Raw genomic sequence first — 14,936 nt, 5'->3', positions numbered from 1 at the left:
GCCGTCAGCTCCGGGCGTCGGCCGCGACGACCGCCTCGGTCAGCGACGGGACGATCGAGACCTTGACCGAGCCGCCCTGGCTGTCGGCGACGAGGTCGAGCGCCTCCTGGAACTGCTCGAGCGGGAACTGGTGCGTGCAGATCTCGTCCATCGGCAGGATCCCGCTCTCGAGCAGCTTGATCGCGGCGGGCCAGCAGTTCGGGCCGAGGTGGGCGCCGAGGACGTTGAGCTCCTTGTCGTCGCTGATGATCGACCAGTCGACCGACGCGTTCGAGCCGAAGACGGAGTACTCGACGTAGGTGCCGAGCTTGCGCAGGATGTTGAGGCCCTGCGAGACCGCGGACGGATGCCCGGTGGCCTCGATGTAGACGTCGGCGCCGTAGCCGCCGGTGAGCTCCTTGACGACGGCGACCGCGTCCTGCTTCGTGATGTTGATGACCAGGTCGGCGCCGGCCTTGGTGGCGAGCGCGAGCTTCTCGTCGCTCATGTCGAGCGCGATGACCATCTTCGGGTTCTTCTGGCGGGTGCCCGCGATCGCGCCGAGGCCGATCGGGCCGGCGCCCGCGATGACGACGACGTCGTCGAACTGGATGCTGCCGCGCTCGACCGCGTGCATGGCGCAGGACAGCGGCTCGCTGAACGCGGCGACCTGCGGGGCGAGGTCGCGGCTGACGGGGTGGGTGAGCGCGCGGGTCGGGACCAGCACGTACTCGGCCATCGCGCCGTCGAAGCCCTTGAAGCCGAACATGTCGTGCGGTCCGCACATCCAGTACGCGCCCATCAGGCAGTAGCGGCACTCCCAGCACGGCACGATCTGCTCGCAGGCGATGCGGTCGCCCAGCGCGACGCCGCGCTTGGCGAGCGCCGCGTCGTCGCCGGCCACGACGGTGCCGACGAACTCGTGGCCCGCGATCCGGTCGCGCTCGGCCCAGGCGGGGCGGTTCTCGTCGCCCCAGAACTTGGCGGCGCCGTGGTAGCACTTCAGGTCGCTCGCGCAGACACCGACCGCGTCGACGCGCAGCAGCAGCTCGCCGGCGGCGGGGACCGGCACGGGCACGGTCTCGAGGCGGTAGTCCTCCGGGCCGTGCACGACGACGGCGCGCATGGACTCGGGCACGTCGGAGCCGCCGGACTGCCGCGACTGCGGGGCCGTCTGCGGGGAAGGAGTGGTGATGGTCATGGGGAGCCTCCGAGGGGTTCGCGGGGCCGCTTCGTCGCGGCCTTCCCGAACCTACCCCGTCCGGAACACTTGTCAAGAACAGAATTTCTGTTCTCCGCGGGGCGTGGCCGATCCGCCGCCAATTCCGTCGCAGCCCTTGCGGAAATTCTGTGTTGAACATAATTTCTTCTCCGGAGGCGGTTCGCCCACCTCCCGCAGCGACGGAGCCGCCCCCGGGGGACGCCGTCGCCACGACCACCACCGGCACTCCCCGACCAGCGAACGGACACCGCGATGACGCGTGCACTCCCTCCCACCACGAGCAGGCCCCCGATCGGCGCCTCCCGGAAGCGCCTGATCCTCGCCGCGGTCGTCGTGGTCGTCCTCGCCGCGATGGCGTTCAGCACCAAGGTCGTCGGCGCCGACTCCGACCTGGGCGCCGGACCCGCCGAGTTCTCGGCCGAGTCCTGGGCCGCCGAGAACTTCCCCGTGATACAGGAGGGCATCGCCGACCGCGCGGTCGACGCCGCCACCCTCGCCACCGCGATCGCCGCCGACAGCGCGGGCGCCGCGACCGAGTACGGCCTCCCCGGCGGCACCGGCCCCGAGTTCTCCACCACCTTCACCGGCACGGTCGGCGCCGGCCAGAACGGCATCTACCCCGTGACCGTCGAGGGTGTCCCCGGCGACGTCCTGATCCGCGTGCAGACCGGCCCCGCGATCAACGGCACCGACCTCCGCGACGCCACCGGCACCGTCGAGTTCGGCCAGTTCACCAACCAGATCGACTACCAGGACGCGGCGAGCGCCCTCAACGAGCAGCTGAAGACGACCGTGCTCGGCGCGGTCGACACCACCGCGCTCGAGGGGAAGACGATCCAGGTCACCGGCGCGTTCCAGCTGATCAACCCGGCCGGCTGGCTCGTCACGCCGTCCGAGCTGGTGGTCCAGTGAGCACCGCCGCGCCCCCGGTCGCCGGCATCGGCGAGGTCGTCCTCGAGGCCGTCGACGTGGTCAAGACCTACGGCGCCACCCGCGCGCTCAAGGGCGTCGGCTTCTCGGTGCACCGCGGGCAGGTCACCACGCTCTTCGGCGAGAACGGCGCCGGCAAGTCGACGCTGATGAAGATCCTGTCCGGCGTCGAGCAGCCCACCTCGGGCGAGATCGTGCTGAACGGCACCGCGGTCGCCTTCGAGGACACCGTCGACGCCCGCGAGCACGGCGTCTCGATCATCCACCAGGAGCTGAGCCTCGCCCCGAACCTCTCGGTGCGCGACAACATCTTCCTCGGCCGCGAGATCACCGGCCCCTCCGGCGTCGACTACGCCGAGGAGGCGCGCCAGGCCCGAGCGGTGCTGGAGGAGCTCGGCGAGGACATCGATCCGCTGACCCTCGTCGCCGACCTGCGGCTCGGTCAGCAGCAGCTGATCGAGATCGCCCGCGCCCTCTCCGTCGACGCGCGGATCCTGATCATGGACGAGCCGACCAGCGCCCTCAGCGCCGCCGAGGTCGAGGTGCTCTTCACCGTCATCCACGACCTCACCGCCCGCGGCGTCTCCATCGTCTACATCTCGCACCACCTGGAGGAGGCGCTGGAGATCACCGACCACGCCGTCGTCCTCCGCGACGGCTCGGTCACCGCGACCGCCGTCGCCGCCGACATCGACCTCGCCTGGGTCGTCCGCGCGATGGTCGGCGAGGGCTTCGACCTCGGCTCGCCGCCCACCGGCTACCCGTTCGGCGACGTCGCCCTCTCGGTGCGCGGCGTGAGCGTCGCGGATCCGTCGATCCCCGGCCGCGACGTGGTCGACCGCATCGACCTCGACGTCCGCGAGGGCGAGATCGTCTGCCTCTACGGGCTGATGGGCGCCGGCCGCACCGAGCTGCTCGAGGCGATCGCCGGCCGCACCGCCGTCACCGCCGGCACGATCTCGAAGAGCGGCCGCGACCTGGCCGGGATGTCGATCGCCGAGCGGATCGGCGCAGGCCTCGGCCTCGTCCCCGAGGACCGCCAGCGCGACGGCCTGGTGCAGACCATGACCGTCGGCCGGAACCTCTCGCTCGCGAGCATCGGCTCCTTCGTGAAGGGGCTGTTCCTCTCCCCCCGCCGCGAGGTCGACCTCGTCACCGACTCGATCCGCACGGTGCACGTGAAGACGGCGGGCGGCGAGGCGATGATCGGCTCGCTCTCCGGCGGCAACCAGCAGAAGGTCGTCATCGGCAAGATGCTGGCCACGCAGCCGGACGTGATCCTGCTCGACGAGCCCAGCCGCGGCATCGACATCGGCGCCAAGGCCGAGGTCTTCCGGCTGCTCTCCGAGCGCGCCCGCGACGGCCTGGCCGTCGTCTACACGACCTCCGAGGTCGGCGAGTGCCTCAGCATCGCCCACCGCATCATCGTGCTGAGCCGAGGCCGGATCGCGGCCGAGTTCGGCTCGGACGTCTCCAAAGAAGACATCATGGCCGCCTCCGGTGAGGCCGTGATCTCGTGACCACTACGGAACGGAAGCCCTCAATGACCTCCACCGCGACCGGGCAGCGACGCCCCGCGCTCTTCAAGGACGGTTTCGACCTCGGCCGCCTGCTGCTGCAGGGGCGCGCGTTCTTCGCGCTGATCGCGATCATCGTCGTGTTCTCGATCCTCTCGCCCAACTACTTCACCGTCGGCAACATCCTCACGATGTCCTCGCACGTGGCGGTCTACGCGATCCTCGCGATCGGCATGCTGCTGGTCATCCTCAACGGCGGCATCGACCTCTCGGTCGGCTCGACGCTGGGCTTCTCGGGAGTGATCGCCGGCTTCCTGATGCAGGGCGTGCCGATCGGCGGGAGCACCCTCTACCCCGCGCTCTGGGTCGTGGTCGTGCTCTCCTGCGGGGCCGGCGCGCTGATCGGCCTGATCAACGGGATCCTGGTCGCCCGGTTCAAGGTCGCCCCGTTCGTCGCGACCCTCGGCATGCTCTACGTCGTCCGCGGCGTCGGGCTGCTGATGACCGACGGCCTCACCTACAACGACCTCGCGGGGCAGCCCGAGCTCGGCAACACCGGTTTCGACTGGCTCGGCTTCAACCGCCTGCTCGGCCTGCCGATCGGCGTCGTGATCATGATCGTCGTCGCGATCGTGGTCAGCCTCCTGCTCAACCGCACGGTCTTCGGCCGCTGGCTCTACGCCTCGGGCGGCAACGAGCGCGCCTCGGAGCTCTCCGGCGTGCCGGTGAAGCGGGTCAAGGTCCGCGTCTACGTGCTCTCGGGGCTGTTCGCCTCGATCGCCGGCCTCATCCTCTCCTCCGAGCTCACCAGCGCCAGCCCCACCGCCGGCAGCTCCTACGAGCTCACCGCGATCGCCGCCGTCGTCATCGGCGGCGCGGCGCTCACCGGCGGAGTCGGCACCGTCCGCGGCACGCTGCTCGGCGCGTTCGTCATCGGCTTCCTCTCCGACGGCCTCGTCATCATCGGCGTCTCGTCGTACTGGCAGACCGTCTTCACCGGCGCGGTGATCGTCTTCGCGGTCCTGCTGAACGCGGTGCAGTACCGCGGGAAGCCGCGCAAGGGCGGCGGCTCCGGCCCGCGGCCCGCTGTTGACACGGGCGCTCCGGCGCCCGTCCCCCAGACATCGGGCGCCCCGGCCGCCTAGGCCGGCCTCCCGAGAGAAGACCTCGGTCGGCCACCGCCGATCGGACCACAGTGAAAGGAACAGACCAATGAACCGCAAGCTGGCAACGGTGCTCGCCGCGGGCGCGGGGCTCACCCTCGTCCTGTCCGGATGCTCCTCCGACGCGGGGACCGCGGGAGAGGCCGCCGACACCCCCGGCGCCTCCGAGGGCGGCCTCATCTCGATCATCGTCAACGACCCGGCCAACCCCTACTGGCAGACCGAGGGCGACGTCGCGTCGGCCGAGGCCGAGGCGCTCGGCTACACGGCCAACGTGGGCGCCTCGAAGGGCGACACGAACACCGAGAGCACCCTGATCGACACCGCGATCACCAACAAGTCGGTCGCGATCATCCTCGACCCGGCCAACGCCTCCGGCTCGGTCGGCGCGGTCAAGAAGGCCGACGCGGCGGGCATCCCGGTGATCCTGGTGAACGCCGAGATCAACGAGACCGGCCTCGCGAAGGCCCAGCTCGTCTCCAACAACGCCCAGGGCGCGGCCCTCGGCGCGCAGCAGTGGGTCGCCGACGTCGGCGACACCGCGAATTACGCGGAGCTGTTCGGATCCCCCTCGGACAACAACGCGCAGACCCGCTCCAACGGCTACGCGACCGTGATCTCGCAGTACCCCGGCCTTGTCGAGGTCGCGAACCAGGTCGGCAACTGGAACCGGACCGAGGGCCACGACAAGATGCAGTCGATCCTGCAGGCCAACCCGGACGTCACCGGTGTCATCTCCGGCAACGACGAGATGGCGCTCGGCGCGATCGCGGCGCTCAAGGAGGCCGGCAAGCTCGAGCAGGTCAAGGTCGGCGGCTTCGACGGCTCGCCCGACGCGGTCGACGCCATCAAGGCCGGCGAGCTGCAGTACACCGTGCTCCAGCCCGTCGCGACCTTCGCCAAGGAGGCCGTCCAGCAGGCCGACTCCTACCTCCGCACCGGCGAGACCGGCGCCTCGGAGGAGAAGCAGGCCTTCGACTGCATCCTCATCACGAAGGACAACGTCGACAAGATGACCGCCCCCTTCACCCTCTCCGAGTAGCCCGCCCCGCCCCTCTCCCCTCTCCGCGAGATGCCACTTGTGAGCGCCTTCCACGGCGTGTCGCGCTCACAAGTGGCATCTCGCGGAGGGGGAGGGGACCTGCACGACGCCGAGGAAGAGGGCACAATGACGCACGTGACTCCGCCGCCCAGCGCCCCCCGGCGCGCCGAGACCGTCAGGTTCCCCCTCGACGTCGTCTACCAGGCGGCGCGGATGTACTACCTCGAGGACGCGACGCAGGTCGAGATCGCCGCGCGACTCGACGTCTCGCGTCCCACGGTCAGCCGCCTCATCGCCGAGGCCCGGCGCCTGGGCCTCGTGCAGATCAGCGTGATCGACCCCTTCGTCGACGAGAACACCGGCCTCGCCGACGCCCTCCGCGAGGCACTGGGCCTGAACGCCGTGCACCTCGCCCCGGTGACGCACGCCTCCACCCTCGGCCGCGACCTGGCTGTCCCGGTCGCCGCCGCCCTCGCGGACATGCAGCTCGGCGTCGGCGACGCCCTGCTGATGTCCCTCGGCCGCACCGTGCACGACCTGGTGAGCTCGCGCCTGCTGCCCCCGCTGCCCGGCGTGACGATCGTCCCCGCCGTCGGCGGCCAGGCCGAGCCGCAGTCCTGGTTCCAGACCAACGAGATCACCCGGATGGCCGCCGCGGCCACCGGCGCCCGCTCCAGCTTCCTCTTCGCGCAGGCCCTGCCCAGCCCCGCGATGCGCTCCGGCCTCGAGGCCGACCCCGAGTTCCTCCAGGTGATGGACCTGTGGAGCAGCGCCAAGGGCGCCCTGCTCGGCATCGGCGCCCCGACCGCCACCCGCCACGAGCTCTCCGCCGGCCTGCCCAGCGACCGGCACCTCTTCGACGAGGCCGCCGGCGACGTCTGCCTCAACTTCTTCCGCGCCGACGGCTCGGCCGTCGAGTTCCCCGGCAGCGAGCGCATGGTCCGCGTCTCCCGCGCGGACCTCGCCGCCCTCCCCCACGCCGTCGGGGTCGCCGTCGGCGTCGACAAGGCCCCGAGCATCCTCGGCGCGGTGCGCGGCTCGCTGATCAACGCCCTCGTGACGGACGCGGTGACGGCCCGCGCGGTCCTCGCGGCGGTCTGACGCGGGGCGGCACCGGGGCGTCCGCCGCGCTGACGACGGCGGGTCTCGAGACGCCGCTCCGCGGCTCCTCGACCAGCATGCTCGCCGCGGGCGAGTGGACGCAGGACGGGCTCCGGCGGAACCGCAGAGCCCCGTCCGGGTCCACTCGTGCGGACCCGCACCTTCGACTGGACGCGGAAAGGGCTCTGCTCAGGGCGCAAGGCCCGTAGCGGGTCCGTTCGCGGAATCATGCTGATCGAGTAGCGCGCACAGCGCGCGTATCGAGCGGAGGGGGCGCCTCCGGCGCCAGCGCAGGGCGGGGAAGAGGCCATGCGGTGGTGGGTCTCGATACGCCCCTGCGGGGCTACTCGACCAGCATGATCGCCACCGCCCGCACACGTGCGGCAGCACCGCGTCCATGCTGATCGAGTAGCGCGCGCAGCGCGCGTATCGAGATCCACCACCGCATGGAGACGTCGGTCTCGATATGCCGCTCCGCGGCTACTCGACCAGCATGACGGCGCGCCCGCTCGACCACCGCGACCGGACGATCAGAGCGCCTCGCTCCGCGCGCTCCCCGGCGCCGCCGCCGCGAGGACGGCCGGCTCGGCCGGTTGCGCCGGCTCGATCGACAGCACCATGTCGCGGCCGAGGGTGGGGGCGAGCAGCGGCACCCCGCGCTCCGCCGGGTGCCCTGCTGGGGAACCCCTGACGTCGCGCGCCCGTCCTAGCGTGGTGGACATGGAGCACCCCCGGCCCGCCGCCCCGGAACAGCGCGACAAGGACCAGCACGCGTCCCCCCGGCGCACCCTGTTCCTCGCGTCGCTCGGCTTCTTCCTGATCACCCTCGACATCCTCATCGTCAACGTCGCCCTCACCCGCATCAGCGACGACCTCGGCGGCGGCACCACCGGGCAGCAGTGGATCATCGACGGCTACACGCTCCTGTTCGCCTCGCTGCTGCTCTTCGCCGGCAACCTCGCCGACCGCATCGGCGCGAAGCGCGCCCTCGGCACCGGGATCGCCCTGTTCCTGCTGTCGTCGATCGCCTGCGCCCTCGCCCCCACCGTCGGAGCGCTGATCGCCGCCCGGTTCGTGCAGGGCGCCGCGGCCGCCGCGATGCTGCCCTCCTCGATGGCGCTGATCCGCGAGGCGTTCCCCGACGCCCGCGAGCGCGGCCGCGCCCTCGGGATCTGGGCCGTCGGCGGCGCGGTCGCCGGCGCCGTCGGCCCGCTCCTCGGCGGCCTGCTGACCACGATCGACTGGCGGCTCGTCTTCCTCATCAACATCCCGGTCTGCGCGGTCATGCTCGTCCTGCTCCGCTGGGTGGCCCCCTCGCCCACCACCTCGCCACCGTTCGACCGGGCCGGCCAGGCCCTCTCCCTCGCCGGTCTCGGGGCACTGATGTACGGGCTGATCGAGGGCGGCGCGATCGGCTTCGACGACCCGCTCGTCCTCGGCTGCCTCGCCCTCGCCGTCGCCGCGCTGTCCGGCTTCCTGCTCGTGCAGCAGCGCGTGCGCCACCCGATGATGCCGCCCGACCTGTTCCGCGGCCGGAACATGCGCCTCGCCCTCCTCGTCGGCTTCGCCTTCATGGTCGGCAACTTCGGCTCCGTGTTCGTCGTCAGCCTCTACCTCCAGCAGCACCTCGGCCTCACCCCGCTGCTCGCCGGTCTCGCCTTCCTGCCCTCCGCCGCCTTCGCCGTCGTCGGCAACATCGTCAGCGGCCGTCTCGCCAACCGCTTCGGACCGCGCCTGCCGATCGTCGGCGGGCTCGCCGTGATGGCGGCCGGGCTCCTCGGACTCCTCGCCGCCGCACCGCTCGGCTCGCCGCTCCTCGTCAGCGGGTTGCTCGTGCTCACCGGCGCCGGCGGCTCCGTCGCCATGCCGCCGGCGACCGCCGTCGTCCTCGCCAGCGTCCCGCCGCACCGCGCGAGCACCGCCAGCGCCGTCTTCAACACCTTCCGCCAGGTCGGCGGCGCCGTCGCCATCGCCGTCTTCGGCGCCCTCCTCGCCGGGAGCGACTTCGTCGACGGCATGCGGACCAGCATGCTGATCGCCGCCGCCGTCCTGCTCGTCGCGGCGACGGCGGCGGCCTTCCTCAGAACGGGCGAACGGAGCGCCTAGCCCGCCCGCCCGCCTCCGGTCACCGTCCTCAGCAGGGCGGGTCTGCAGACCCCTGTCCTGACGCCGGTCGATCTCGATACGCCCGCTCCGCGGGCTACTCGATCAGCATGAAGGGGCCCGCCGCATGGGCTCCGCATCCCATGCCGCTCGAGGCCACCCGCAGGAAGGAGCGCGCCGCGCGTCAGTGCGCCGCGTCGTACGCGGCCTGCACGTCCGAGGGCACCCGGCCGGAGCGCGGGACCTCGTAGCCGTGCCGCCGCGCCCAGTGCCGGATCGCGGCGAGCATCTCGGGGCTCTTCCGCCCGGCGCTCGCGGCGATCGGCGTCACGCGGGAGCGGGCCGGCGCCTCGGAGAGCGGCCGGGCGGCGTCCACGAACGGCGCGAGCGCGCGGTGCAGGTGCCCGATGTTCGCCGCCGACAGGTCGATCTCGTACGCGTCGTCCCCGACCGAGAAGGACACCGTCCCGCCGCGACCGGCGGCGATGGGCGCACCGGTGAGATCGTCCACGAGCACAACCTGGGAGACCACGGGATCCGACGACCTTTCCTCGAGCGACAGCGCGCCGCCGATCGGAGGCACGCGCACGTCCATCGAACCAGATGCGGCGGGGCAGGGCGGTGCGGTCCTCTCCGGATCAGGTCGAGCTGCCGCCGATCCGGGTCCACGTCGCGGTGCGGCCGGCCCCGTCGGACCGGACGACGCCCGCAATGCGGAGTTGGTCGAGGGCGAGGCGGATGGTCTGATCGCTGACGCCGGGTAGGGCGGTGCGGACGTCGGCGATGCGGAACGTCGGGGCGGCGTGATTCGTGACGTAGTCGCGGACGCGGTCCTGCTTGTTCCCGGAGGAGCGGTTCGCGGCAGTGACCGCGGCGAACCGCTCGTAGGAGTCGTTCAGGACGGCGACGAAGTAGCGCAGCCACGGCCAGGGGTCGTGCCGACCGGAGTGCCAATCGTGTGTGGAGGCGAGAAGTCCGGCGTAGTAGGCATCGGCGGTTCGGGCGATGCGGTCCTCGAACGAGACGTACCGGGTGACGTCGTAGCCGACGTCCTGCAGGAGGGCGTTCGTGACGGCCCTGCTGATCCGGCCGTTGCCGTCGAGGAAGGGGTGGATGGTGAGCACGTCGAGGACGAACAAGCCGATCAGCAGGACCGGGTGGTGCCGACCAGCAGCGATCGCTCCGCTATAGCGGGCGATGAGCTCATCGAGGTAGTACGGCGCCTCGGACGGTGCGACGGGCGTGAAGCGTGTCGTGGTGCTCCCGTCCGGGTGGCGATCGACGACGAGGTTCGCGGTGGCCTTGAACCCACCGCCTGGCACGTCCGTGTAGCGGAACAGCAGGCGGTGCAGGTGCAGCAGCAGGCCGATGTTCAGTGGGCGCCACGACTCCTGGTACAGGTAGTCGAGCGCTTCGCGGTATCCGGCTAGCTCCTGCTCGCTGCGGTCCCGCAGACCGTGGACGTCTCCGGAGAGGATGGCGGCGGCTCGAGCCTTGTCCGCCACGACGACGCCTTCGATCGCGGACGAGGCTTCGATGCTGGCTACCCGGGCTCGCTCGGCCAGCGACGTGAGCAATGCGGGAAGCTTGTCGCGGAACAGCGCCTCACTCCCCCGACCCGTGTCGACGACCCGTAGCGATGCGACGATGTCGAAGGGCACCGATCCGATGAAGACGTCGAGGTCCTCGAACGATCTCATCATGCTCCAAAAATCCGCTAAACCTACTAATACGTGCCACAGATTAGGTCCTTTAGCCGTTTCCTGTGCGATTCGCGCCGCGCGCTGGCGCACAGCCCAGCGCGAGAGTCGGGCCGTCCTGCGCCCGCTGACGGACACGGCCGCTTCCGGCATACGCCGATTCCGCGGCGACGCCGACACCGCAGCGACGACCGTGCGCTGAGCCTCGGCAGGTGACGGAGGCGAGCGCGTTCACTCGCCACTGGTGTGGACGGTCGCCTCGTCGTCGCAGGTCGCCGTCATCGCCGCGACCACCGCGGGGTCGTCCTGCGCGAGGGAGTCGCCGCTGCTCGTGACGGCGCCGTTGGTCGCGGTGCGCCCGTCGGGGGAGAGCTCCACCGCCGTCGAGGTGATCGAGTAGCGGCCGTCCGCGTCCCGCGCGGCGAGGACGCCCGAGATCGAGTGGTACCCGTCGGCATCCGCCGTGCCGCAGGTGACGCCCGTGCCGGCGTCGCCGAACCCGGCGAGGGCGAACCGGTACGGCTCACCGTCGACGCCGAGCGGCGTCACGAAGGCGCAGTCCGTGAAGGCGAAGAGCGCGGCGGTCCTGCCGTCGCTGAGCACGGTCGCCGCGAGCGTCGGGCTCACTCCGACCGTCCAGCCGCGGTGCATCGCCGGGCCCGCCAGCGTGTCCTGCTGCAGGAAGGTCGCGCCCGAGGCGGTGCGGATCCCGTAGGAGAATCCGCCGGCCTCGTCGTAGAACTCCTGGTCCGCACGTCCGTCGCCGTCGACGTCGCCGATCTCCGCCGTCGCGACGCCCGCCGGCACGGGGATGTCGTTCGGGGTGCAGCCGGCAGAGGACACCGGCGGCGCGGACGACGGTGCCGACGACGGCGCCGACGCGGTGGGACTCGCCGGGGCGGACGTCTCCGGCGCGGCGGACGGCGAGGGCGCCGTCGAGGCCTGCGTCTCCTGAGCCGTCCCCGTCGAGCAGCCCGTCAGGCCGGCGAGTCCGCCGATCACCGCGACGGAGAGCACGAGCAGACGGGGCCTGAACCGACCGATCTTCCTGCTTGCCGAGTGGACCACGATGACCTCCTCGATCACGATAGAACAGCCGCGCCGCAGGCGCCTCCCCCGCGGTTCCCCCGGGCTCCCGGCGCCGGCTCACCGTCCCGGCAGGGCGTCGAGCGCCTGGGACCGCGCGGCGAGGAGCTCGGCGTAGGTGCCGTCCCGCTCCGCCCAGCGCAGCCGCTGGGCGGCCCGGACGACGATCTCGTCCGGGGCCGGCTCCCGCGTGAGGAGCTCGACGACCTCGTCGAGGTAGTCGTCGAGGGGCAGGGCCGCCGGGTTGACCCGCTCCTGGCCCGCCGTCGCGACGGCCGGCGGGACGAGCTCGGTCACGCGGACGCCCGTGCCGGCGAGCTGCGCCCGCAGCGCCTCCGTGTACGCGTGGACGCCCGCCTTCGACGCGCCGTAGGAGGGCATCAACGGGAAGGGGAGGAAGGCGATGCCCGAGGAGACGGTGACGATGTCGCCGCCGCCCCGGCCGAGGATGTGCGGCGTGAACGCGTCGACGGCGCGGATCGTGCCGAGCAGGTTCACGGCGATGGTCGTCTCCGCGGCGGCGAAGTGGGCGGGGTCGCGGAGGTCCTCCTGCAGCAGCACCCCCGACATGGTGATCACCACGTCGAGGTCGGGGTGCGCCTGCAGGACCTCGTCCCTGGCCCGGGTCACGGAGTCGGCGTCGGTGACGTCGATCCGGACGGTCTCGAGGTCGTGCACCCGGCCGGTGTCGCGTCCGCCGACCATGACGGTGCTGCCGGCGGCGGCGAAGCGGCGGGCGAGGGCGAGGCCGATGCCCGAGGTGCCGCCGATGACGAGGACGGTGCGGTCGGTGATGTCCATGGGTCTCCTCCTGGTGGGAACGGGGTCGACTCGATGGTGAGCGCCGCCGTCGGAGGCAGCCAGGTCCCCGCGGATCCGGGGAGTGACAGGGCCCCTGTCCCGGCGCGGACGGATGGGTATCGTCGGCCGCATGGATCCCGACGCACCGGCGAACGCCCTCGGCGAGTACCTGCAGGCCCGGCGCGCCCTCGTCGCTCCGGAGCGGGTCGGCCTGCCCTCGGGGACGCGTCGGCGGGTGCCGGGCCTGCGCCGGGAGGAGGTCGCCCTCCTCGCCGGCATCAGCGCCGACTACTACGTGCGGCTCGAGCGAGGCCGCGACGACAACCCCTCCGCGCAGGTGCTCGAGGCCCTCGCCCGCGTCCTGCAGCTGGACGACGTCGAGACCGCCTGGCTGCGCGACCTCGCCACCCCGACGCCGCGCGTGCGGCGCGCGCGGCCGGCCGAGCGAGTCCCCGACCGGCTGCACCACCTCCTCGCCGCTCTCGACGTCCCCGCGTTCGTCGAGGGCCGGTACTTCGACGTCCTCGCCTCGAACAGGGCGGCTGTGTCTCTGTCGCCGCGACTCGGGCCCGGCCACAACCGCCTGCGGTCGCTGCTGCTCGACCCGGAGGAGCGCCGGTTCCACCGCGACTGGGAGGAGGCGGTCGAGTCGTTCGTCGGCGTGGCCCGGCAGACCCTCGGCCATGACGCGAGCGACCCCCGCGCGGTCGAGCTCGTCGGCGAGCTCTCCCTGGCCAGCGCCCGCTTCCGCACCCTCTGGGCCCGGCACGACGTCCGCGTCCTCACCGGCGGCACCGCGACGATCGACCACCCCCGGGTCGGACCCCTCGACCTGCACCGCGAGAAGCTGCCGGTCGACGGGCTCGTCCTGGTGATCTACTACCCCGACGAGCACGGCGACAGCGCGGAGAGGCTCCGGCTGCTCTCGGCGTGGGACGGGACCGCGCCGGAGTCGGCGGTCGAGGAGCGGGGGTGACGAGCCGGCCGACGGTCAGGAGGGCGGCGTCGGCAGGAGGCCCGCCTGCTGCTGGAAGGTGAGGTCGTCCTCGAGGTGCCAGTCCTCGACGATCCGTCCGCTCGCGCCGACGTGCTGGATGTCGATCGCGCCGAACTCGATCGGCTGGCCCTCGCCTTGGACTCCGCCGGAGACGCCGGTGAAGTGGCCCGTGAAGGTCAGGCGTGCGGTGAAGGTGTCACCCGTGACGTAGAGGTCGTCGAGCGAGCACGCGAGGTCGGGCACCGCTGCGCGGAACTGCTCCGAGGCGGCGAGCGGGCCGTCGGGTCCCTGGGGTCGCCCCTCGGGGAGAGTGCGGTCGAGGAAGGAGTCGTCGACGGCGAGCTCCAGCCAGGTCGCGTCGCCCGTGTTCCAGAAGGCGTAGAGCTGCTGTGCGCGGAGGACGACGGGCCGGCTCGCCTCCACGCTCGAGCCTCCCAGATGCACGGTGCCGGGTTGCGCGAGCCCGTCGTCGTGGCTGACCGCCGCCGCCGGATCCGCCGGACCGCCCGTCGCCGTGCAGCCGGCGGTGGCGAGGACGACGGCCAGGCCCACGGCGAACAGGGGTGCGCGGCGGTTCACGCGAGCCGCCCGCCGCCGTCGACGTGCAGCGTCGTCCCGGTGACGAAGGTGTTGTCCATCGCGAAGCGCACCGCCGAGACGATGTCGTCGACCGAGCCGATCCTGCGAGCGGGGTTGGCCGCCGCCGTGTCGGCGAACATCGCCGACTTCGCGTCGTCACCCAGGGCGTCCCAGGCGCCGGAGTCGATGATCCCCGGCGAGATCGCGACGGCGCGGACCGGGGCGAGCTCGACCGCGAGCGCTTCGACGAGGAAGGACACGGCGCCGTTGGTCGTCGCCATCACCGCGAGCCCCGCCGACGGCTTCCAGGCCGCGACACCGGAGAAGAAGAGGAAGCCGCCACCCGGTCGGATCGAGGAGGCGAGGTGCTTGGCGAGCAGGATCGGCCCGATGACCTTCGCGTCGAACGCCGTCGCGACGGCGTCCCGCTCCAGCCCGCGAATCGGGCCGTTGGCGTGCGCCGCCGCGAAGGACACCACGAAGTCGAGCGGTCCGAGATCGGCGGCTGCCGCGATGCTCGCCTCGTCCGCGAGGTCGATCCGGATCGAGCGGAGCCGATCGCCGTCCTCCCTCGCACCGGCGCCGAGGGTCTCCGGACGGCGGGCGCCGACGATCACCTCGTCGCCGTGGTCGAGCAGCGCGCGCACGAGAGCGCGGGCGATGCCCGACCCCCCACCGACGACGAGCACGCGGTTCTTCTTCTCATTCATGACGGA

General features: G+C 72.1%; 16 protein-coding genes. 8 read left to right on the top strand and 8 right to left on the bottom strand.

The features are described from left to right. Nucleotides 1-4: 4 nt before the first annotated feature. Nucleotides 5-1,180 (bottom strand): zinc-binding dehydrogenase, encoded by a 1,176-nt coding sequence (locus tag HQQ86_RS15560; protein ID WP_173289154.1) that lies wholly within the window; start codon nt 1,178-1,180, stop codon nt 5-7. Nucleotides 1,181-1,453: 273 nt separating this feature from the next. On the opposite strand from HQQ86_RS15560, the gene HQQ86_RS15555 reads away from it, so the two are divergent. From HQQ86_RS15555 to HQQ86_RS15535, 5 genes are all read left to right on the top strand, one after another. Continuing rightward, nucleotides 1,454-2,113, top strand: a complete 660-nt coding sequence (locus tag HQQ86_RS15555; protein WP_173289153.1) for a DUF2291 family protein — start codon at nt 1,454-1,456, stop codon at nt 2,111-2,113. Beyond that, nucleotides 2,110-3,651 (top strand): sugar ABC transporter ATP-binding protein, encoded by a 1,542-nt coding sequence (locus tag HQQ86_RS15550; protein WP_173289152.1) that lies wholly within the window; start codon nt 2,110-2,112, stop codon nt 3,649-3,651. The genes HQQ86_RS15555 and HQQ86_RS15550 overlap by 4 nt, the downstream gene beginning before the upstream one ends. A 23-nt stretch (nt 3,652-3,674) precedes the next feature. Beyond that, a complete protein-coding gene (locus tag HQQ86_RS15545; RefSeq protein WP_173289151.1) occupies nt 3,675-4,793 on the top strand; it encodes an ABC transporter permease in 1,119 nt (372 codons plus the stop codon). Between the two features lie 67 nt (nt 4,794-4,860). Further along, a complete protein-coding gene (locus HQQ86_RS15540; RefSeq protein WP_173289150.1) occupies nt 4,861-5,853 on the top strand; it encodes a D-ribose ABC transporter substrate-binding protein in 993 nt (330 codons plus the stop codon). Between the two features lie 135 nt (nt 5,854-5,988). Further along, a complete protein-coding gene (locus HQQ86_RS15535; RefSeq protein ID WP_216845560.1) occupies nt 5,989-6,954 on the top strand; it encodes a sugar-binding domain-containing protein in 966 nt (321 codons plus the stop codon). A gap of 530 nt (nt 6,955-7,484) precedes the next feature. Here HQQ86_RS15535 and HQQ86_RS21825 read toward each other — a convergent pair. Next, nucleotides 7,485-7,607, bottom strand: coding sequence for a hypothetical protein (locus HQQ86_RS21825; RefSeq protein WP_301952333.1), 123 nt, complete (start codon nt 7,605-7,607; stop codon nt 7,485-7,487). A 67-nt stretch (nt 7,608-7,674) separates the two neighbouring features. Here HQQ86_RS21825 and HQQ86_RS15530 point away from each other — a divergent pair, with 67 nt between their 5' ends. Next, a complete protein-coding gene (locus tag HQQ86_RS15530; protein ID WP_173289149.1) occupies nt 7,675-9,060 on the top strand; it encodes an MFS transporter in 1,386 nt (461 codons plus the stop codon). Between the two features lie 181 nt (nt 9,061-9,241). Here the strand turns inward: HQQ86_RS15530 and HQQ86_RS15525 are convergent, their stop codons facing one another. The 3 genes from HQQ86_RS15525 to HQQ86_RS15515 all read right to left on the bottom strand — a co-directional run bounded on the left by HQQ86_RS15525 (nt 9,242) and on the right by HQQ86_RS15515 (nt 11,564). Further along, complete coding sequence (locus HQQ86_RS15525; protein ID WP_173289148.1) at nt 9,242-9,568, bottom strand: Lsr2 family protein; 327 nt, start codon at nt 9,566-9,568, stop codon at nt 9,242-9,244. Nucleotides 9,569-9,695: 127 nt separating this feature from the next. Further along, nucleotides 9,696-10,937, bottom strand: coding sequence for a Fic family protein (locus HQQ86_RS15520; protein WP_367948682.1), 1,242 nt, complete (start codon nt 10,935-10,937; stop codon nt 9,696-9,698). 51 nt (nt 10,938-10,988) lie between these two features. Then, complete coding sequence (locus HQQ86_RS15515; RefSeq protein ID WP_173289147.1) at nt 10,989-11,564, bottom strand: hypothetical protein; 576 nt, start codon at nt 11,562-11,564, stop codon at nt 10,989-10,991. Between the two features lie 16 nt (nt 11,565-11,580). Here HQQ86_RS15515 and HQQ86_RS21820 point away from each other — a divergent pair, with 16 nt between their 5' ends. After that, nucleotides 11,581-11,712 (top strand): hypothetical protein, encoded by a 132-nt coding sequence (locus tag HQQ86_RS21820; RefSeq protein ID WP_301952332.1) that lies wholly within the window; start codon nt 11,581-11,583, stop codon nt 11,710-11,712. 191 nt (nt 11,713-11,903) lie between these two features. Here HQQ86_RS21820 and HQQ86_RS15510 read toward each other — a convergent pair whose 3' ends face one another. After that, nucleotides 11,904-12,644: an SDR family oxidoreductase gene (locus tag HQQ86_RS15510; protein WP_173289146.1), complete on the bottom strand. Its 741-nt coding sequence runs from the start codon at nt 12,642-12,644 to the stop codon at nt 11,904-11,906. Nucleotides 12,645-12,774: 130 nt separating this feature from the next. Here HQQ86_RS15510 and HQQ86_RS15505 point away from each other — a divergent pair, with 130 nt between their 5' ends. Next, a complete protein-coding gene (locus HQQ86_RS15505) occupies nt 12,775-13,620 on the top strand; it encodes a helix-turn-helix domain-containing protein (RefSeq protein ID WP_173289145.1) in 846 nt (281 codons plus the stop codon). A 15-nt stretch (nt 13,621-13,635) separates the two neighbouring features. Here the strand turns inward: HQQ86_RS15505 and HQQ86_RS21390 are convergent, their stop codons facing one another. Next, nucleotides 13,636-14,220, bottom strand: coding sequence for an ester cyclase (locus HQQ86_RS21390; protein ID WP_173289144.1), 585 nt, complete (start codon nt 14,218-14,220; stop codon nt 13,636-13,638). After that, nucleotides 14,217-14,930, bottom strand: coding sequence for an SDR family oxidoreductase (locus HQQ86_RS15495; RefSeq protein WP_173289143.1), 714 nt, complete (start codon nt 14,928-14,930; stop codon nt 14,217-14,219). Before HQQ86_RS15495 ends, HQQ86_RS21390 begins: the two co-directional genes overlap by 4 nt. Nucleotides 14,931-14,936 lie beyond the last annotated feature (6 nt).

It is taken from the genome of Rathayibacter sp. VKM Ac-2857, from assembly GCF_013205025.1.
GTDB lineage: Bacteria > Actinomycetota > Actinomycetes > Actinomycetales > Microbacteriaceae > Rathayibacter.
Note: the sequence above shows the minus strand (reverse complement) of the source record. Positions and strands in the feature narration are given on the sequence as shown.